This window comes from Achromobacter sp. NFACC18-2 (assembly GCF_900108985.1).
GTDB lineage: Bacteria > Pseudomonadota > Gammaproteobacteria > Burkholderiales > Burkholderiaceae_B > Achromobacter.
Genome location: NZ_FNYM01000012.1, coordinates 158063 through 178542, shown reverse-complemented (window position 1 = coordinate 178542; position 20480 = coordinate 158063). Strand labels below are relative to the sequence as shown.

Annotated in this window: 14 protein-coding genes; all 14 read right to left on the bottom strand. The window is 69.2% G+C overall.

The genetic code is table 11. From position 1 onward, the window contains the following. Positions 1-8: 8 nt before the first annotated feature. Positions 9-929 (bottom strand): GntR family transcriptional regulator, encoded by a 921-nt coding sequence (locus tag BMW75_RS19030; protein ID WP_092581411.1) that lies wholly within the window; start codon positions 927-929, stop codon positions 9-11. 5 nt (positions 930-934) lie between these two features. Further along, the gene (pdxA, locus tag BMW75_RS19025) at positions 935-1987 is read right to left on the bottom strand and encodes a 4-hydroxythreonine-4-phosphate dehydrogenase PdxA (RefSeq protein WP_076520082.1); all 1053 of its coding nucleotides are present in this window, start codon (positions 1985-1987) and stop codon (positions 935-937) included. Beyond that, the gene (dtnK, locus tag BMW75_RS19020; protein WP_092581410.1) at positions 1984-3201 is read right to left on the bottom strand and encodes a D-threonate kinase; all 1218 of its coding nucleotides are present in this window, start codon (positions 3199-3201) and stop codon (positions 1984-1986) included. Before dtnK ends, pdxA begins: the two co-directional genes overlap by 4 nt. Further along, a complete protein-coding gene (locus BMW75_RS19015) occupies positions 3198-4184 on the bottom strand; it encodes a 2-keto-3-deoxygluconate permease (RefSeq protein WP_369825617.1) in 987 nt (328 codons plus the stop codon). Before BMW75_RS19015 ends, dtnK begins: the two co-directional genes overlap by 4 nt. Positions 4185-4378: 194 nt before the next feature. Further along, positions 4379-6496: a TonB-dependent siderophore receptor gene (locus tag BMW75_RS19010; protein WP_371467370.1), complete on the bottom strand. Its 2118-nt coding sequence runs from the start codon at positions 6494-6496 to the stop codon at positions 4379-4381. A gap of 282 nt (positions 6497-6778) precedes the next feature. Beyond that, entirely contained in the window at positions 6779-8488 is a 1710-nt protein-coding gene (locus tag BMW75_RS19005) for an AMP-binding protein (protein WP_092581408.1), read from the bottom strand. 29 nt (positions 8489-8517) lie between these two features. Continuing rightward, positions 8518-9108, bottom strand: a complete 591-nt coding sequence (locus tag BMW75_RS19000) for a chalcone isomerase family protein (RefSeq protein ID WP_092581407.1) — start codon at positions 9106-9108, stop codon at positions 8518-8520. Next, complete coding sequence (locus BMW75_RS18995; RefSeq protein ID WP_092581406.1) at positions 9072-9617, bottom strand: DUF4442 domain-containing protein; 546 nt, start codon at positions 9615-9617, stop codon at positions 9072-9074. Before BMW75_RS18995 ends, BMW75_RS19000 begins: the two co-directional genes overlap by 37 nt. Positions 9618-9633: 16 nt before the next feature. Then, positions 9634-10833 (bottom strand): acetyl-CoA C-acyltransferase, encoded by a 1200-nt coding sequence (locus BMW75_RS18990; protein WP_092581405.1) that lies wholly within the window; start codon positions 10831-10833, stop codon positions 9634-9636. A 143-nt stretch (positions 10834-10976) separates the two neighbouring features. After that, positions 10977-13367: a 3-hydroxyacyl-CoA dehydrogenase/enoyl-CoA hydratase family protein gene (locus BMW75_RS18985; protein WP_092581404.1), complete on the bottom strand. Its 2391-nt coding sequence runs from the start codon at positions 13365-13367 to the stop codon at positions 10977-10979. 54 nt (positions 13368-13421) lie between these two features. Next, positions 13422-14744 carry an OmpP1/FadL family transporter gene (locus BMW75_RS18980; protein ID WP_175493223.1) on the bottom strand — a complete coding sequence of 441 codons (1323 nt, stop codon included), beginning with the start codon at positions 14742-14744 and terminating at the stop codon, positions 13422-13424. 59 nt (positions 14745-14803) lie between these two features. Next, positions 14804-16771: a 3-hydroxyacyl-CoA dehydrogenase NAD-binding domain-containing protein gene (locus tag BMW75_RS18975; protein WP_092581402.1), complete on the bottom strand. Its 1968-nt coding sequence runs from the start codon at positions 16769-16771 to the stop codon at positions 14804-14806. Next, the gene (locus BMW75_RS18970; protein WP_092581401.1) at positions 16768-18060 is read right to left on the bottom strand and encodes an acetyl-CoA C-acetyltransferase; all 1293 of its coding nucleotides are present in this window, start codon (positions 18058-18060) and stop codon (positions 16768-16770) included. Before BMW75_RS18970 ends, BMW75_RS18975 begins: the two co-directional genes overlap by 4 nt. A gap of 10 nt (positions 18061-18070) precedes the next feature. Further along, on the bottom strand, positions 18071-20419 hold the full coding sequence (locus BMW75_RS18965) for an acyl-CoA dehydrogenase (protein WP_092581400.1): 2349 nt from the start codon (positions 20417-20419) through the stop codon (positions 18071-18073). Positions 20420-20480 lie beyond the last annotated feature (61 nt).

Sequence of the window (20480 nt, the reverse complement as noted above, 5' to 3'; positions counted from 1 at the left end):
GGGCGCGCTCAGGACTGCCGGCGCAACCGGGCCAGCTCGGCCGACAGCTCCGCCACCAGCGCCTGTGCGCGCGCCAGCGGGTCATGTTCCCGTGGATCGTGGCCCGGCGCGTCGTGTCCATTGGACGGCGCCGGCGATTCGCTGGCGGTGTCGTGCAAGCGGGGGTGCACGCTTTCATGTCCCATGCTGACGTCCACGTCGAACACGAGCTGTTCGGCGCGGTGCCAGGTGGTGAACCATTCCAGCGGCTTGCCATGCTGGTCCATGCCCTGGCCCTGCAGCATCAGAAGCGGCGTGCCCGCCTGCGTGTCGAGCAGGGCGGCGAGCTTGTCGTCGGCGGCGACGGCGCGGATCTGGTTGCGGCCGGCGCCGGGGCGCAGGCCGAATTGCCGCGTCAGCACGCCGTGCAGGGAGGCATCGACCAGATGCTCGGCGCGCAGGCCCGGCACGGCGTCGGCGGGAAGCCAGGTGCGCACGTAGGCCAGCGGCGCCTCGGCGACATGGCGCAGGCGTTCCAGCATCAGGAGGCGAGTGGTGCCGAAGAACTCGGCGACTTCGGCGGGGGGCGTTGCCGGCCCCAGGGCCAGCACGCGGGTCTGCAGCGATACGCCCGACTGGGCGAACTGTTCGTAGAGGCCGGTGGACCGCTGCACCAGCCGCCGGTGTTCCTGGGGCGCCGCCACGGTGGCGGGACGCCCGGATTCGCGCTGGATCAGTCCTTCGGCGGCCAGGGCCGCCAGGGCCTGGCGCACCACGCTGCGCGCCACGCCGAAGCGGTCGCACAGCGCGGCCTCGCTGGGCAGCACGGCGCCTGCGGCGAGCTTGTTCGAGCGGATGTATCCGCGCAACCGCGACGCCACCTGGGCGTGCAGCGGGATGTCTCCCGCGCGGTCAAGATCGGGCAATGCGTCGTGCGTGGCGGGCGCCATGGGAATCAACCTCCGGTTTGTGCCCGCGCAGTTTCCCATACATGCGTCCAGCCCGGGGCCAGATGCGCGGCGCGCTCGGCGGCCAGGATGAGGCTGTCTTCGCGCGCGATGCCCTTGCCCGCGATGTCGAAGGCGGTGCCGTGGTCCACGGACACGCGCACGACCGGCAGGCCGACGGTGATGTTGACGCCGTCGTCGCCGTACACGGACTTGAAGGGCGCATGGCCCTGGTCGTGGTAACAGGCGACCACGAACTTCCACTTGCCGCGCACGGCCTGCGGAAACAGCGCGTCGGCCGGGATGGGGCCGGCGGCCAGGATGCCGGCGGCGTTGGCTTCCGCCACGGCGGGCGCCAGGATGTCGGCGTCTTCGCTGCCGAAGATGCCGTTCTCGCCGGCGTGCGGGTTCAGCCCGGCGACGGCCACGGGCTCGTCGCCGCGTCCCAGGGCCGTGGCGAACGAACCGGCCAGGCGCAGGACGGCGCGCATGCGGGCCGGGTTCACGTCTTCGATGGCCTGGCGCAGCGAGACGTGCGTCGTGGCGTGGAAGATGTAGAGGTCGCCGGCGGACAGCACCAGCGAGAAGGTCTTGACGCCGAACTCATGGGCCAGCAGCTCGGTGTGGCCGGGCCACTTGTGGCCGGCGGCGTGCATGGCCGCCTTGTTCAGCGGGGCGGTGACGATACCGTCGATCTCGCCGGCGCGCGCCAGGGCGCAGGCCGTGGTGACGAAGCGCACCGAGCCGTCGCCGGCGTCGGCGCTGATTTCGCCCAGCTTGACGTGGGCCAGCGAGGGGCCGGCCTGCAGCACTTCGATCGTGCCCGGCGTGTTGGTGGCGTCGGCCGCGCGGTCCAGCTTGCGCACGATGGCGGGGTCGCCGCCCAGGTTGCGCACCGCGTTGGCCATGACGTCCACGTCGCCGACGACGAACAGGCGCGCCTTCTGGCGCAGTTCGTCGTGGCCCATGAGCATCTTGGCCGTGATTTCCGGCCCGATGCCTGCTACGTCGCCCAAGGTCACGGCCAGCAGGGGCAGCTTCGCGGTAGGGGTTTGTGTCATCGCTTGAATCTCCTGTCGCGGATCGCGCGCACCGCGCGAACCAGTACGTCTTCGGTGCCAAAGCCGCCGGCCTTGGTCACCACGGGCAGGCCTGCGGCCGTGCCTCCGGTCAGCGTGCCCAGGGGCACGCCGCCCATGACTTCATCCACCAGCGCAATGCCGTTGGCTTGCAGCGCCACCAGCACGCTGCGCGCGCCGTCGCCGCCGGTGGCGACCACGCCCGCGGCGCGGGAGGCGGCAATCAATTGCGCGGCGAGGCTCCCGAGGCGGTCGGCGACCTTATCGGAATCCAGCCCGTCGCGTTGGCCCTCGGGGGCCAGCAGCAGAATGGTGCCCGCCTCCAGCGGCGCCTGCCCGTGCGCCTGCAGCAGGGGCTGGCTCCAGGCCTGCCATTGCGCGTCGTCGGCAAGCTGCTCGAGCGACGGGCTCCAGGTGTCGGCACCGGCTGCCTGCAGCGCGGCGGCCTGCGCGCGCGCGGCGCTGTGCTGCGAGGTGACCACGACCACGACGGGCGCGGTCTGGTCGGCGCCGGCCCAGACGCGGGCCAGCGGCACGGCCAGGCCGCCCGCACCCACGGGCAGGGCGCGTTCGCCCAGCAGGCCGATGGCGCGCGCCAGCCGTTCCAGATCGGCGTCGGTGGCCGCGTCGACCACCACCGTATTGCCGGCCTGCGCGATGCGCGCGGCCAGCGATTCCGGCGTGTCGTCCGCCTCGGGCGCGACGTGGGCGCAGCCCAGCAGGGTGGGGATATGGCTTTCGGTCACCGGCGTGACCGGATCGGTGGCCGCCGACGTGTCGGTGACCGGCTTGCCGTTCACATACAGGATGCCTTGCTGGACGGTGCGGCCGGTGGCCGGGAACGCGGGGCAGATCACCGCGATCGCATTGTCGCGCCAGGCGTCGCGCGCGGCGTCGATCTCGGCCTTGAACGCGCCGCGCAGGGTCGAGTCGACCTTCTTGTACAGGCGCGACACGCCGGCCTCGCGCAGTTGGCGCACGTTGAGGCGGATCACCGCGGCCGCGTCGGACGCGGCCAGCGCGCGGCTGTGGGTGGTGACGGCCAGCACCTCGACGTCGTCGTGGGCCGGACCGGCCAGGGCCTCATCGGCGCCGCCGATCGACAGGTGCGTGTTCCAGCCGGCGCGCACAAATTGCACGGCGGTGTCTCCGGAGCCGGTCAGGTCGTCGGCGACGATGGCGATGGCAGGTTTCACAAGGCCTCTCCGCGCGCCTGGGTCAGGGGCGGGGCAACGGTGGCGTCGGCATCCTCGGACTTGAGCTCACCGGCGCGCTTGAGGAACCAGGAGGCCAGCACGGGCGCCAGGATGGAGCTGATCAGCACGCACGCGGCGACCTGCGCGGTGGCGGTGGACACGTACTGCTGGAAGTTGGGGTCGGCCGCCGCCACCACGGCGGGCGTGGCGATGGCGTTGCCGGCCGTGGTGCCGGCCGCGAAGCCCAGGCCGCTCTTGCCGCCGCGGCGCAGGATCATGCGATAGCCCAGGTAGACCAGGCCGCCGGTGATGGGGCTGATGATCAGGCCCAGGATCAGGCCGCTGACGCCGCCGCTGACGACCGCGCCCAGGTTGATGCCGGTGCCCAGCGCAAAGGCGAAGAACGGGATGACGATGTTGGGCACGGGCTTGAGCACGTCGCGCCACTTGGGATCGAGGTTGCCCACGACCACGCCCAGCAGGAAGGGCACCAGCGCCGCCACCAGGGCGATCATCGGGATGTCGGCCAGGCCCGAGGCGCCCAGGAACAGCAGGCTGAAGAAGGGGCCGTCGTTGACCGCGCTGGCCACATACGCGCCGCGGTCGCGGGCGTCGCCGTACTGGCCGGTGTAGGCCAGCCACAGGCCGCCGTTGCTGTTGTCGAACGCCGCGAGCAGCGCCAGGATGGACACGCCCCACACGCCGTCCAGGCCGACATAGCTGCCCAGGATGATGATGAGGGTGGCGGGCACCAGCGTCTTCATCAGCAGGATGGTGCCGGCGGTCGCGAGGATGGGGCCGCCGGTGCGGGCGTTGACGTGCGTGCCGGTTGCGAAGATCAGCAGCGCGATCAGCGGCAGCGCGCTGTTCTTGAACAGCGCCGTGGTGAAGCCGCCGATGGCCAGGGCCTCGGGGGCGAAGGTGCCGATCAGGGAACCCAGGATCAGCGGCACGAGCATCAATCCACCGGGGATTTTCTGCATGGTGCCAAAAAAGGGCGAGCGGGTAGTTGCGGTCGACACTATCGGGGTCTCCAGGACGATTTTTCTGGGGTGCAGACGTTCATGCGCGCGTCTGTCAGGCGGTTGAAAAAATCGTAGTGTACACCTGTACGTACATGCTGTACGTACAGGTGTTCGCCGTGCTGGAGTCCCGCATTCAGGGACGCAACGCCCTGTCAGAAGCGGTAGGCGCCGCTCAGCATCACGGTGCGGCGGGCGCCGTAGAAGCAGTCGCCGCGGTCCAGGCAGACGACTTCATACGTGCGGTCCGCGATGTTGTTGACGTTCAGTGCATAGCGCCACGGGCCGTTCGAATAGCTGACCATCGCGTCGAACAGGGTCACCGACGGCGTCTCGGGGGCGCCGCCGTCCCGGAACTTGGACAGGAAGCGCACGCCGGCCCCGACCGCGAAGCCCGGCTGGTTCGCGATGGCGAAGCGATACTTGCTCCACAGCGACACCATGTGCTTGGGCATCGCCTCCAACTGCGGATCGATGTCGGTGTAGATGTAGTTGGCGATCACGTCCACGTCCTTGGTGACGCGCCCACGCATTTCCAGTTCGACGCCGCGCGTGCGCGTCTTGCCGGCCTGGATCTGGTTGTTGGGATTGTCCGGATCGTTGGTCTGGCGGTTGCTTTCACGCAGGTCGTAGGCGGCCGCCGTGAATTCCAGGTCGGCGTCGACGGGCATGTACTTCAGGCCCACTTCCCATTGCTTGCCGCGCATGGGCTTCCAGCGCTGGTTGTAGAAGTCCGCGCCCGCGATCGGGGTGAAGGATTCGCTGTAGCTCACGTACGGCGACCAGCCGTTGTCGGCCGCGTACATCAGGCCGAAGCGCTTGGTGGTGGCCTGGTCGGTTTCCTTGTCCTGGCCGTCGGTCGTGCTTTCGACGCGGTCGCGGCGGATGCCGGCCAGCAGGATCCAGTTCTTGTCGAACGCGATCTGGTCCTGCGCGTAGAAGCCCAGTTGCTGCTGGCGCTGCTTGGGCGCGTCGGTCAGCGTGTAGTCCGGCGCATTGCCGTAGATCGGGTGGTACAGGTTGAGCGGCGAGCCCAGGCCGCTGTCCGCGCTGCTGGTTTCGCGGTAGCGCGAGTAGTCCATGCCCACGATCACGGTGTGCTGCGTGCGGCCCCAGTTCAGCTTGCCTTCCAGGTTCTGGTCGGCCAGCAGCGTGCGCATGCGGGGCTTGTTGATGTAGTAATAGCGGTCGACGGTGGTCTGTTCGGGGTCTATGTACGAGTCGCCGCGCCGGTCGCCATACACGTTCGGGTAGAGCGATTTGTAATCCACGCTGCTGACCGTATTGCGAAAGCTCTGGCGGAATTTCCAGGTGTCGTTGAACTGGTGCTCGAACAGCCAGCCCACGTTGAATTGCTCGGTGTCGTAGGCATCGAAGCCCGGCTCGCTGGCGAAGCGGCGCGTCGGAATGCGGCCGTTCGGATTGTGCGCGACGGTCCCGCTCCACGGCAGGAACGATTGCGTCGTGCCCGACTTGTCCTTCTGCCAGGAGGCCTGCAGCGTGAGCGACGTGGCCGCGCTGGGCTGCCAGGTGAGCGATGGCGCGAGGAACAGGCGGTCGTCCGGCGCGTATTGCACCTGCGTGTCGCTGTCGCGTCCCAGCGCGACGACACGGTACAGCCATTGGCCGTCTTCGGTCAGCGGGCCGGTGATGTCGGCCTGGATTTCACGGCGATTGAAGTTGCCCAGCTGTACGCCGATCTCGCCCTGCTGTTCGGCCTGCGGGCGCTTGCTGACCAGGTTGACGATGCCGCCGGTGCTGCCTTGGCCGTACAGCATCGACGAGGGGCCGCGCAGCACCTCGACCCGTTCCAGGCCATAGACCTCGGTGCGCGGGTTGTTGTAATTGAAGAACTGGCGCAGGCCATCCAGGTACTGCACCGGCTCCACGCCGCGCACGCGCACATAGTCGCCGCGGTTGTCCACGCCGTAGGCATTGGGGCGCACGCCGGCCGCATAGTTCATCGTGTCCTGCACGTTCTGGGCGCCCTGGTCGATGATCTGGTCGCGCGGGATCACCGTGATGGCCTGCGGCGTTTCCGACAGCGGCGTATCCGTCTTCGTGGCGGTCGCGCTGCGCCGGGCGACGTAGCCGTCCACCGGACCGGTGGCGGTTTCGCCAGTGCCCAGCACCTGCACGGCAGGCAGGGTGGCGGGCTGCTCGGGCTGGGCCTGCGCGGCGCCTGCGCTCAGGCAGGCGGCCAGCGCGGCGGCGGCGGGAACACGGGGGCGCAGCCGCGCACGCAATGCGGCTGGGGTGTGGTGGCGTTTCAACAGGATCTCCCCACTGGCGGCGTTCGGGTGCGGCCAGTTACGTATAGAAATAACAACGATAACTATTATTAATTGCGTCGATACGTCGAGCCAATAGGGCGGGCGGGACAAAATGTAAAAGAAGGCCCGGCGGCTGGGCGCCGCCGGGCGAATCGGCCTGGAAAGTCCCGTGAATTCAGGCGCTTGAGACGCCTGGCGTTGCGAGAGGCCGGTTGCGCGGGCTGTTGGCGGGACGCGACACTGCGGGACGCGCCGGGGCCGTGCAGGCCCCGCGCGCGGGGGTCAGGACTGGCCGGGGGAGGGGCTGACGGGTTGGGGTTGGGCCGCGCCGGGCGCGTCGGGCCGAAGTTCGCGCCGCAGGATCTTGCCCACGTTGGTGCGCGGCAGATCGTCGCGGAACTCGATGTAGCGCGGCACCTTGTAGCCGGTGAGCTGGCTGCGGCAATGCGCGATCAGCGTTTCGGCGTCCAGCGACGGGTCCTTGCGGATCACGAACAGCTTGACCGCCTCGCCGGAGCGTTCGTCCGGCACGCCGACCGCGGCGACTTCCCGCACGCCGGGATGCAGGGCCGCCACGTCCTCGACCTCGTTGGGGTACACGTTGAAGCCGGACACCAGAATCATGTCTTTCTTGCGGTCCACCAGGTACACGTAGCCCGATTCGTCGACGTAGCCGACGTCGCCCGTGCGCAGAAAGCCGTCCGGGTACATGACCAGCGCGGTCTCGTCGGGCCGGTTCCAGTAGCCCTGCGTGACCTGCGGGCCGCGCACGCAGATCTCGCCGGTGTCGCCGGCCGCCACTTCGCGGCCCGCGTCGTCGCGGATCGAGAGATCGGTCGAAGGCACGGGCAATCCGATCGAGCCGTTGAATATCTTGGTGTCCAACGGGTTGATGGTGACGGCGGGCGACGTTTCCGTCAGGCCATACGCTTGCGCGATGGACACGCCGGTCGCCGCGCGCCAACGGTCCGCGACCGACCGCTGCACCGCCATGCCGCCGCCCATGGTGAGCCGCAGGCGCGAAAAATCCAGGCTCGCGAACTCGGGGTGATTGAGCAGGGCGTTGAACAGCGTGTTCACGCCGGTAAAGGCCGAGAACGGCACCTTGCCCATTTCCTTGATCAAGCCCGCGATATCGCGGGGATTGACGATGAGGAGGTTGCTGGCGCCCAGCTTCATGAAGGTCAGGCAGTTCGCCGTGAGCGCGAAGATGTGATAGAGCGGCAGGGCCGTGACGATGCATTCCTCGCCGTCCTTGACCAGGGGCTTGACCCAGGCATGGGCCTGGCGCACGTTGGCGACGAGGTTGCCGTGCGACAGCATCGCGGCCTTGGCCACGCCGGTCGTGCCGCCCGTGTACTGCAGGAACGCCAGGTCGGCGGGGGCGAGGGCGGTAGGCGTGAATGGCATTGTGCGCGCGGCGCGCAAGGCGTCGCCCAGGCGCTGCGCACCGGGCAGGGACCACGCGGGCACCATGCGCTTGACGCGCCGGACGGCGAAGTCGACGAGCCGGCCCTTCACCGGGCCCAGCATCTCGCCGATGGAGGTGACCAGCACCCGTTCGACCCGCGTGGCGGGCAGGGCCTTTTGCAGGGTCGCCGCGAAGTTCTCCGCGACCACGATGGCGCGGGCGCCGGCGTCGGCAAGCTGGTGTTCGAGTTCGCGCGCGGTATAGAGCGGGTTGCAGTTCACCACGATGCAGCCGGCGCGCAGGGCGCCGAAGAGGCACACGGGATACTGCAGCAGATTGGGCATCATCAGCGCGACGCGGTCGCCGCGGCCCAGCCCGTTCGCGTGCAGCCATGCCGCGAAGCGGCGCGTCAGCGCGTCAAGCTCGGCGTAGGTGATCGACTTGCCCATGCTGATGTAGGCGGTCTTGTCCGGAAAGCGCCGGAAGCTATCCTCGATGACCGTCACCAGCGTCGTCTCGCCTTCGGTCTCGATCTCGGCGGGCACGCCGCTGGGGTAGCTCTTGTGCCAGATTCGTTCCATGTCTTGCGGCTCCGTTGGGGCGCCTGGCCCTAGTTGCCCAGCAGGGCTTTCTTGAGGGATGCCTGCGCGGGGCTGTCGCCCAGCCAGACGCGCAGCAGGGCGCGGGCGAAGGCCGGATCGTCGATGCGGCCGCGCGGCTTGCCGTTGCTGGCGATCGCAACGCCGCGGGCATCGAAGTCCAGGTCGATGACGTCGCCTTCGCGCGCGGCGCCGATGTCGGCCATCAGGCGCGACAGGCGCTCGGCGGATGCCCTGAGCGCGGCAAGGTCCTGCGGGGCCGTATTGTCGCGCAATCCGTCCTGCAGCGCGCCGTCCAGGCTTTTGCTGTCGACGTCCCGCAGCATCCGCAGGCGCATGCGGCGCGGCTCGGTGCTGTCGATGAGCGTGGCGGCGTCATGGGTCTTGGCCGTGACGTACAGCGCGGCCACGTAGACCTTCACGACGAAGCGGGTGCGCAGGCCCGCGCCGTTGAGCACCAGCGCAGGGCCTCCCTCGGCCAGTTGCTCGGGCACGCGCACGCCGGCGACCTCGGCGTCGGCCGCCACGGCGGGCGCGCCCGCCAGACTGGCCGCAAGAATCAGGCTCAGGGCGGCGGCGCGCCCTCCGGGGTTGAAACGCATTTGTCTCCTCCAGTGTTCTTCTGCTTGTAGAACTTCTTGTCTGCGATGTAGATCGTGCGTTCCACGACGGCGTAGACGACGTCGTCCTTGTCCTTCAGTTCGACCGTGTAGATGCGGGTCGTTTCGTGATGCGCGGCGAGCAGGCGGCGGATTTCGGCGATTTCCCCCGGCGGCAGCCGGAAATCGACGTACAGCGTGGTGTAGGCCGGCTTGCGAAAGCGGATGGACGCGGCCTTGTCCCACACGATGTGGTCGGGCCCCAGCGCCGACATCAGCATGGTGGGGTGGGCGCCGTCCGTCACGGCGAACAGCGAGCCGCCGTACATGGACCCCACGATGTTGCGGGTGCGGCGCAGCAGCGGCAGCTTGATGCGGATGTGCTGGAAGTCCGGCGACACGTGCATCACGCGGCCGCCGGTGGCGCGAAAGGCCGGATGCAGGTTGAAGCCCACCCGCATCAGGCGCGCGCGCCACTCGGGCGCCAGGTTTTTGAACCAGTAGGGCTTCACGCTGGCCGCCGCGCTGCTACATGGCTTCGAACAGGCCGGCGGCGCCCATGCCGGTGCCGATGCACATCGTGACCAGCCCGTACTTGCCGCCGGTGCGGCGCAGCCCGTGCGTGATCGTGGCGGTGCGGATCGCGCCCGTGGCGCCCAGCGGGTGGCCCAGCGCGATGGCGCCGCCCAGCGGATTGACCTTGGCGGGGTCGAGCTTCAGTTCCCGGATCACGGCGAGCGACTGGGCCGCGAAGGCCTCGTTGAGTTCGATCCAGTCCAGCGCGTCCTGCTTGATGCCGGCGCGCTCCAGCACCTTGGGAATGGCGGCGACGGGGCCGATGCCCATGACCTCGGGCGGCACGCCCGCGACGGCAAACCCGGCGAAGCGGGCGAGCGGGCTGAGGTTGAACTCGCGCAGGATGCGTTCGGACACCAGGATCACGGCCGCCGCGCCGTCGGACATCTGCGAGCTGTTGCCCGCCGTGACGCTGCCACGCGTCGAGAACACGGGCTTCAGGCGGGCCAGCGCCTCTGCGCTGCTGTCGGGGCGCGGGCCTTCGTCCACCTCGACGAGGCGGCGCGCGACGCGCACCGCGCCGCTGGCGCCGTCCGGCAGGTGCGAGACCACCTCGAAAGGCGTGGTCTCGGCGCGGAAATGGCCGGCGGCGATGGCGGCGCAGGCCTTCTGGTGCGAGGCCAGCGCGAACGCATCCTGGTCCTCGCGCGACACCTTCCAGCGCTCGGCGACCTTTTCGCCCGTCAGGCCCATGCCGAAGGCCATGCCGATGTTTTCTTCGTGGGCAAAGATGGCCGGGTTCATGGACACCTTGTTGCCCATGATCTGCGGCATGGCGCTCATGGATTCGGTGCCCGCGCCGATCATGATGTCGGCCTCGCCCGTGCGGATGCGGGCGGCGGCGTCGGCCACGGCCTGCAGGCCGGACGCGCAGAAGCGGTTGACGGTGACGCCCGCCACGCTCTGCGGCAGGCCCGCGAGCAGCAGGGCGATGCGGGCCACGTTCATGCCCTGCTCGGCCTCGGGCATGGCGCAGCCGGCGATCACGTCATCGATGCGCGCCGCATCCAGGCCGGGCACCTGCGCCAGCGCGCCGTTCAGCGCCGCGGCCAGCATGTCATCGGGACGGGTAGTGACGTAGGCGCCGTTGCGCTTGCCCACCGGCAGGCGCGTGGCGGCGACGATGTAGGCGTCTTGGATCTGCTTGCTCATATCCATTTCCTCATAGTTCAATTACGAGTATCAACGCGCCTCCCCGCGCACAACGGTCCCTCACAAGCGGGGCGGCGCGGATCCGGCTCCGCCGGTCCGCAGGCCGCGCCCCTGGGGGGAGCGCCGCAGGCGCACGGGGGGGCCTAATTTCTTAGAGGCTTGCCGGTTTCCAGAGTGTGGCGGATGCGCGCCTGCGTTTCAGGCGTGCGCAGCAGCGCCACGAATTCCTTGCGTTCCACCGCCAGCAGCCATTCCTCGTCGACCTTCGTGCCGGTCTCGATCTCGCCGCCGCACAGCGCGACCGCCGCGCTGCGCGCCACGCGGTAGTCATGCGCGCTGATCATGCCGCCTTCGCGCATGTTCACCAGCACCATTTCGAAGTTCGCAATGCCGTTGCGGCCCGCCACCGGAATGCCCTGCAGCCGCGCGGGCGGGGTGTAGCCCGCCTGCGCCGCGGCGCGCGCCTGGCCGATGGCCACGAACAGCAGTTCGCCCGGATGGAACAGCACGATGTCGTGCTCGCGGGCAAAGCCGGCCTCGATGGCTTCCAGGCCGCTCTTGGCCACCTGCGCCATGGCGATGGTCTGGAAGACCGGCTGCAGGTAGGGGAAGACCTCGCTCGGCGTGGAAGTCCTGGCCGCCAGCGCCGCGGCGCGCGCGGCGAATTCCTTGCTGCCGCCGCCTGCGGGGATGAGACCCACCCCCGCCTCGACCAGCCCGATGTAGCTTTCCAGCGCCAGCACGCGGTGCGAGGCGTGCATCAGGAATTCGCACCCGCCGCCCAGCGCCATGCCCTGCACGGCGGCGACGGTGGGGATCTGCGCGTACTTGAACGATTGCGAGGCGCGCTGGAATTTCTCGACCGTCGCCTCCAGCATGTCCCATTGGCCGGCCGCGCAGGCCTCGACCACCTGCTGCAGGTTGGCGCCCACGGCAAAGGGCGCGTCGTGCCAGATGACCAGGCCGTCGTACTCGCGCTCGGCGCGGGCCACCGCCTGCAAGACGCCTTCCAGCACTTCGGCGCCCAGCGTGTGGTTGCGCGAGGTGACCGACAGGATGGCGATGCCGGCATCGACCTTGGGCAGGTTCCACAGGCGCACGCCTTCGTTTTCCCAGATCGTGACGCCTCGGTCGTCCGGGGCTTCGCCGACGACGCGTTCCGGGAACAACTGACGCGCATACACGGGCAGCGTGGAGCGGGGGTGCAGCTTGCCGGTGCGCGCCGAATACGACCCCGCGGGCGCGTGCACGCCCTCGCGGCCGGGTTCCAGCACCCAGGCCGGCAGAGGCGCGTTGCTCATGGCGAGGCCCGCGGCGATGTCTTCGGCCACGGCGGCGGCGATGGCCTGCCAGCCGGCGGCCTGCCAGGTTTCGAAGGGGCCTTGCGACCAGCCAAAGCCCCAGCGCATGGCCAGGTCCAGGTCGCGCGCATTGTCGGCCACGTGTTCGAGCTGCACGGCGCTGTAATGGAAGATGTCGCGGAACAGGCTCCACAGGAACTGCGCCTGCGGGTGCGCGCTGGCGCGCAATGCCGCAAAGCGTTTGGCCGGGTCGCGTTCCTTGAGCAGCGCGGCGACCTCGTCGGCCAGCTTGCCCGTGCCAGGCGCGTAATTCTGCGTCTTCAGGTCCAGCACCTGGATCTCGCGGCCCTGCTTGCGGTAGACGCCCGCGCCGGTCTTCTGGCCGAGCGCGCCCTTGGCGATCAGCGCCGACAGCCATTCGGGCAGTGCGAAATACCTGTGCCAGGGATCGTCGGGCAGATTCTTTTCCATCGTGCCCACGACATGGGCCAGCGTGTCCAGCCCGACCACGTCGGCGGTGCGGTAGGTGGCGCTCTTGGGGCGGCCGATCTTGGGACCGGTCAGCGCGTCGACTTCGTCGAAGGCCAGGCCCAGGCGCGCGGTGTGGTGCATGGCGGCCAGGATGGAGAACACGCCGATGCGGTTGGCGACGAAGTTCGGCGTGTCCAGCGCGCGGATGACGCCCTTGCCCAGCGCCGACGTGAGCCAGGTTTCAAGCTGGTCCAGCACGGCCGGCTGCGTGTGCGAGGTGGCGATGATTTCCACCAGGCGCATGTAGCGCGGCGGATTGAAGAAGTGGATGCCGCAGAAGCGGGCGCGCAGCGATTCGGGCAGCGCGTTGGCCAGCGCATCGATGGACAGGCCGGACGTGTTGGACGCCACGATGGCGCCGGGCGCGACGTGGCCCGCGATGCGCTCGTACAGCGCCGTCTTCCAATCCATGCGTTCGGCGATGGCTTCGATGATGAGGTCGCAGCCGCGCAGGCGCTCCAGGTCGTCATCGTAGTTGGCCGGCGTGATCAGGGCCAGGCGCGCCGCGCCGGCCAGCGGCGCGGGTTCCAGTTTCTTCAGGCCGGCCAGCGCTTTCTTGACGGTGCCGTTGCGGTCGCCTTCGCGGGCGGCCAGGTCGAACAGCGTGACCGGCACGCCGGCATTGGCCAGGTGGGCGGCGATCTGCGCGCCCATGACGCCGGCACCCAGCACGGCGACGTGTTTGACGACGAACTTGCTCAAGGAAGTCTCCTGAAAAAGCGGGCAGGCGGCGTGCGGCCGCCCGCCCGTTCACGGCTAGAAGCGGGACGAGAGCTGCAGCCCGAAGATGTGGGCGTTGCTGTCGTACGTGCCCGCGACGAGGCCCTTGGTGGCCTGGTTGCCGGACGTGGTGTCGATGTCCGTCTTGCGCAGGTACAGGTAGGTGTAGCCGACGTCGATGGTGGTGTCTTTCGTGGCGGCCCATTGCACGCCGGTCGAGAACCAGTAGCGGTCGTTGTCGGGCAGGGAGGTAGGGCGGTCGGCGGCGTCATGCACCGGCGACTGGTCGAACGCCAGGCCGAACTTCCACTTCCAGGCGGGGGCGAACTTGTAGTTCGCGCCCACCGCGACGCGCCACGTATCGCGGAAGTTGAGCGGCAGCACGTCATCGCGCGCGCCCGTCCCCGAGTTCTTGATCTTCAGCTCGGGGATGCTGCTCCAGCCGGTCCACGACACGTCGCCCAACAGCTCCCATTTTTCATTGAGCTGGTGCGTGGCGCTCAGGATCAGCGTGTCGGGCAGGTCGACGTTGGCCTTGGCGTCGAACGACACCGACCGGCCGCCCGGGGCGATGTTGTCGATGTCGGTGTCGCCCGTGGCCGAGTGCTTGATCTTCGAGCGGTACGACAGGCCGATGCGCGTGTCTTCCGTGGGTTGCAGCATGAAGCCGACGTTCCAGCCCCAGGCATCGCCCTTCAGGTTCAGGTCCGCGTCGCCGGTCGTGGCCAGGGGCAGGCCGGCGATGGGCACCACGGTTTTCTTCTTGTAGTTGGCGTCGATGTGCTGCCAGTTCACGCCGAAGCCCATCGAGAACTTTTCGTTGACCTTGTAGGCGATGGACGGGTTGACGTTGATGGTCTTGATCTCGAACTTGTTGGAGTGGTATTGGCCCACCCAGCCGTCGTCGTACTCGGTCATCAGGCCGAAGGGCGCGCCGATGCCCAGGCCGACGTACCACTGCTCGTTCAGTTGCCAGGAGCCGTAGATGTTGGGCACGACACCCAGGTTGCCCGCGTCCCCGCCGTTGCCGCCGGTGGGCACCGAGCCGTTCAGGCCCGATCCTGGAATGCCGGGAACGCTGGGATTGCGGCTGTTGCCGTTGTCGGAAAACTTGAACGATGGCCTGACCAGGCTTACCCCGCCGGAGAAATTGAGACCCGGCAGATAGGTCAGGCCTGCCGGGTTGTAATACATGATGCTGGCATTCTCCGGGTTTGCCGCCGAGCCCGCATACGCGTTGCCCAGACCGCTGGCGTTCTGCTCCAAGAGCTGAAAGCCGGCGCCGTAGGACGTTGCGGACGCGCCCAAGCCGACCAATACGGCCGACAGAGTGCTCAGGGACAATGGACGTCTGCGCATGGTACTGCCTCCTCGAGTTGGATGTGTGTCTCTCTCTTCCACTGCCGAGTTGCCCCGGTCTAATCGGCGCTAGCCGCTGTGCTGCGGTGCTGCATGGTGCTGCTTTCCTGGTAATGCAAAGGGCCGCCCGTAAAAGGCGCAAAGCCCGTACCGAAAATCACGCCCGCGTCGGCCAGGTCGGCGTCGGCCACGATGCCGGCGGCAACGCGTTGCCGCGTGGCGTCGATGAGCGGCTGAATCAGGCGCTGCGCCAGGCCGGCCGGCGCGGCGGCGGGGTCCGCGCCGCGCTGCTTGACCGGCTTGCCGTCGCGCCAGGTGTAAAAGCCCTTTCCGCTCTTCTTGCCCAGTTCCTTGCGCGCCAGCCGGTCGGCCAGGCAGCGCGGCGGCTCGGCGCCGCCTGCAAGTTCCGCGCCCGCGGCGCGCGCGATGTCCAGCCCCACCGTGTCCGCCAGTTCCAGCGGTCCCATCGGCATGCCGAAGGCCACCATGGCGGCGTCCACGGTTTCCGGCGCGACGCCGTCGTCCACGCTGCGCATGGCGGCCAGCATGTAGGGCGCGAGCACGGCATTGACCAGGAAGCCCGGCGCGCTCTTGACCGGCAGCGCCAGCTTGTCGATCTGGCCGACGAAGGCGCAGGCGCGCGCCTGCTCGGCGGGATCGTCCCCGTCCGCGTGCACGACCTCGACCAGCGGCATCTTGGCGACGGGATTGAAGAAATGGATGCCCACCAGGCGCTGCGGCCGGGCCAGCCCCGCGCGCAGCGTTTCCAGCGACAGGCTGGATGTGTTGGTGGCCAGCAGCGCGCCGGGCTTCATGCGCGGTTCGAGCGACTGGTACAGGGCGCGCTTGGCCTCGGGCTGTTCGCTGATGGCCTCGATGACGACGTCCGCCAGCGGCACGCCGCGCCCGTCCGGGTCCGGCACGAGGCGGTCGAACGCGGCGCGCGCCAGCCGCGGATCTTTCAGGCGGCGGGCGTAGAGCTCGCCGGCGCGCTTGATGGCGGGTGCGATGCGCGCCATGTCCTGGTCCTGCAGCGTGACCGTCATGCCCTTGTACGCGCACCAGGCGGCGATGTCGCCGCCCATCACGCCGGCGCCCACCACGTGCACGTGGCGCGCGGGCGCGACGCCCGGCTGCTTGCCGTTGGCCTTCAGGCGCTCCTGCAGGCGGAACACCCGCAGCAGATTGCGCGCCGTGCCGGACGAAATGATGCGGTCGATGAGGTCCGGCGCCTTCAGCGCATTGCCGCCATGCTTTTCCCAGATGTCCACGATGGCGGGGGCCGCCGGGTAATGGCCCAGCGGATCCTTGGCCGCGATCTGCTTGCGCGCGCGCTTGGCCACGATGGCCTTCAGCGGCCAGCGGTTCAGCAAACCGCCCAGGCCGCGCGCGCGGCGGGCAGGTTTGCGCGACAGCACCGTCTGGCGCGCCGCGGCGAGCAAGAGGCGCGGCGGCACGCGCGCGTCGGCCAGGCCCAGCGCTGCCGCGCGGCGGGCATCGGCGCCGCGGCCGGTCAGCATCATGTCCAGCGCGGCGGGCGCGCCGATCACCTGCGGCAGGCGCAGCATGCCGCCCCAGCCGGGGAAAATGCCCAGCATGACTTCGGGCAGCGCCAGCGAGGTGCCGGGCTGGTCCGCGACCAGCCGGTAGCGGCAGGCCAGCGCAAGTTCCAGGCCGCCGCCCAGGCAATGGCCCTGGATCAGCGCGAGGGTGGGGTAGCGCACGCCGGCCAGGCGGTTCATGAGGTTCCAGCCGCGCGCCACCAGGCCGCGCGCCTGTTCAGGCGTGTCCAGGCTGGCGAATTCGTTGACGTCGGCGCCCACGATGAAGCCGGTGGCCTTGCCGGACTGGATGATGAGCCCCTTGGGCGGATCGGCGTCCAGCGCGTCCAGCACGACGGCGAGCTCGGCCAGGGTGTCGGCCGACAGCGCATTGACCGCGCTGCCGGCGCGATCGAATGTCAGCCAGGCCACGCCGTCGGGGTCGCGGTCCAGGCGCCAGTGGGAGAGCGTTTGCATCGTCGTCATGGGCGGTCCTCGTCCAGGGTTTCGACCAGCATCGCGCCGCCTTGGCCGCCGCCGATGCAGATGGCCGCCATGCCGCGCCTGGCGCCGCGACGCCGGAGCGCATGCAGCAGATGCAGCACGATGCGCGCCCCGGAGGCGCCCACCGGATGCCCGATGGCGATGGCGCCGCCATCCACGTTGAGTCGCGCCGCGTCCAGATCGCCCCATGCTGGCGTGCCGAAGTTTTCCTGGCAATAGGCCTCGTCCCGCCACGCGGCCAGGCAGCCTAGCACCTGCGCCGCGAAGGCTTCGTTGATTTCCCACAAGTCCAGGTCATTCAGGCCCAGGCCGTGGCGCTGCAGGATCGGGGTGGCGGCGTGCACGGGACCCAGGCCCATGATCGCAGGATCCAGGCCGGCCCATTGCGTATCCATGATGCGGCCGAGCGGACGCAGGTTCCACTTCTGCACGGCCTCTTCGGACGCCAGCACCAGCATGGCCGCGCCGTCCGTGACCTGCGAACTGTTGCCCGCGGTGATGTTGCCCCAGGGCTTGTCGAACACGGGCTTGAGCTTGGCGAGCCTGTCGGGCGTGGAGTCTTCACGCACGCCGTCGTCCTCTGCATGCAGCTTGCCCTGCGTGTCGATCAGCGGCGTGATCTCAGGCATGCCGGCCGCGCGGGCAGCCAGCGCGCGCTGATGGCTGCGCGCCGCGTAGGCGTCCATCGCGGCGCGGTCGATGCCGAACAGAGTGGCGACGTTTTCGGCCGTCTGGCCCATCGACAGGCCCACGACCGGGTCCGTCAGGCCCTTGAGCAGACCGATGACGGGCGCCAGGTGCTTCGGCCGGAAGCCGCCCAGCGCCTTGAGCTTGGCGCCCACGCCGCGCGCGGCATACCAGCGCGACAGCCAGCGCACCATGTCGTCGGAAAAGAGGACGGGCGCGCGCGACAGCGCATCGGTGCCGCCGGCCAGCACCAGGTGCGAGCGGCCCGATTGGATGTTGGCGATGCCGGAATCCAGCGCCTGCATGCCGGACGCGCAGTTGCGCATGACGGTCCAGCCGGGCACCTTGTCGCCGCACCCCAGGCGCAGCGAGATCACGCGGCCGATGTTCACTTCCTCGGGCGAAGGCGCGGCGCAGCCCACGATGACCTCATCCAGGTCGGTGGGCGCGTAGGGTTGGCGCAGCAGCAGGGCGCGGCCGGCCTGCACCGCCAGGTCCCCGGCGGAGAAGGGCCCGGGGCCCGTGCGCGCCTTCAGGAAGGGCGTGCGCGATCCGTCGATGACGTAAACCGGTTTGAATGCCATCCGTTCCCCCTCAGGCGACCTTGCGTTCGGCCGTGGGCCGGTCCGCGCCGGCGGCGCCCAGATCAAAGGGGAAATCATCCACTTTCACCACGGCATCGCGCAAGCGGTTGCGGCGCTTCACGACGGCGTATTCCTCCGCGGTGATGCCGCCGATGGCCACCGCCGCGTCGGCGATGTCGCGCACGTTGGCTTGCGGATTGCCGTCCAGCACGCCGCGTTTTTCGAGCTCGCGGATCTTGGCTTCGATCGGCTCGGCGTCCAGCGTGGCCGCCAGCGCCAGTTCGATCGCGCCCACCGGTTCGTCGGCGGTGTCGGGCAGGTGGCATCCGGCGGTCAGGCGGTCGCGCGTGGCGCTGGGGCTGATGAGCAGGCGCGCCACGTCCTGGCCGAGCTGGTCCGAGGGCGGGACCTGGCTATGGCCCCACGGGAACACGATGCGGCGCAGGATCCATGCGACGGGGCGGTTGGGGAAGTTGTCCAGGACGCCGTCAAAGGCTTCCTGCGCCTTGTACAGCGCGTCCTGGATGGACCAGTGCGCAAGCGGCGCGTCGGCGGCCTGGCGGCCTTCGTCCTCAAAGCGCTTGAGCGTGGCGCTGATCAGGTACATCTGCGACAGCACGTCGCCCAGGCGCGCCGACAGGCGCTCGCGGCGCTTCAGGCTGCCGCCCAGCACCAGCATCGAGGTGTCGGCCAGCAGCGCGAACGCGGCGCAATAGCGCGAGAGAAGCTGGTAATAGCGCTTCATGCCAGGCGCGACGTCGGCATTCACGGCGGCAAAGCGCGCCCCGGTCAGGGCGGTGCCCAGCGCGCGCAGCGTGTTGCGGACCACGAATCCCGCATGGCCCCAGAACGCGGCGTCGAAATCGTCGAGCCCCTGCTTGCGGTCCGGCGACTGCGCGGCCCGCATTTCCGCCAGCACGTAGGGATGGCAGCGGATCGCGCCCTGGCCGAAGATGATGAGGCTGCGCGTCAGGATGTTGGCGCCTTCCACGGTGATGCCGATGGGGATCTGCTGGTAGGCGCGGCCCAGGAAGTTGGACGGTCCCAGGCAGATGCCCTTGCCGCCGACCACGTCCATGCCGTCGTTGACGACCTGGCGCGCGCGTTCCGTGACGTGGTACTTCACGATGGCCGACACGACCGAGGGCTTTTCGCCCAGGTCCACGGCGCCCGCCGTCATGGTGCGCGCGGCGTCCATCATGTAGGTGTGTCCGCCGATGCGCGCCAGCGCCTCTTCGACGCCCTCGAACTTGCCAACCGGCATTCGGAACTGGCTGCGCACGCGGGCATAGCCGCCCACGGCGCGGGCCGTGAGCTTGGACATGCCGGTATTGGACGAGGGCAGCGAGATCGAGCGGCCCGCGGCCAGGCATTCCATCAGCATGCGCCAGCCCTGTCCGGCCATGGCCGGACCGCCGATGATGAAGTCCAGCGGCATGAAGACATCGGTGCCGCGGGTGGGCCCGTTCATGAACATCGCGTTCAGCGGGAAGTGGCGGCGGCCCGTGTCCACGCCAGGATGATCGTGCGGCACCAGCGCGCAGGTGATGCCCAGGTCTTTCTTGCCGCCCAGCAGCCCGTCCGGGTCGTACAGGCGGAACGCCAGGCCCAGCAGGGTGCAGACGGGCGCGAGCGTGATGTAGCGCTTGTCCCAGGTGACGCGCATGCCGATCACTTCACGGCCCTGCCATTCGCCCTTGCAGACGATGCCGCTGTCCGGAATGGCCGCCGCGTCGGACCCCGCCCAGGGGCTGGTCAGCGCGAAGGCGGGCACTTCTTCGCCGCGCGCCAGGCGCGGCAGGTAGTGGTTCTTCTGTTCCTCGGTGCCGTAGTGCAGCAGCAGCTCCGCGGGGCCGAGCGAGTTCGGCACCATCACCGACACGGCCAGCGCGGAGGACCGCGTGGACAGCTTGGTCACGATTTCGGAGTGGGCATACGCGGAGAACGCCAGTCCGCCGTATTGCTTGGGGATGATCATGCCCAGAAAGCCCTCGGCCTTCAGGTAGTTCCAGACGTCCGCGGGCAGGTCGAAGCGCTCTTGCGTGACGTGCCAGTCATTGACCATGCGGCAGGCGGTCTCGGCCTGGTTGTCCAGGAAGCGCTGCTCTTCGTCGGTCAGGCGCGGCCGGGGATAGGCCAGCAGGCGGCTCCAGTCGGGCCGCCCGCGAAAGAGCTCGCCCTCCCACCAGACCGTGCCGGCCTCCAGCGCGTCGCGCTCGGTGTCGGACATCTGCGGCAGCACCTTGCGATACAGGTTGAAGATCGGCGCCGACAGCAGCGCCCTGCGGAGGGGGCGCACGCCCAGCAGCACTGCGACCAGGAGCGCAATGACAACCAACGTGACGATGACTGCGACCATTTCTTTGTCTCCTCGGTTTTCTTCAGGTGTCTGGCGACCGTCTGGCGTTGCTTGCCGGGCT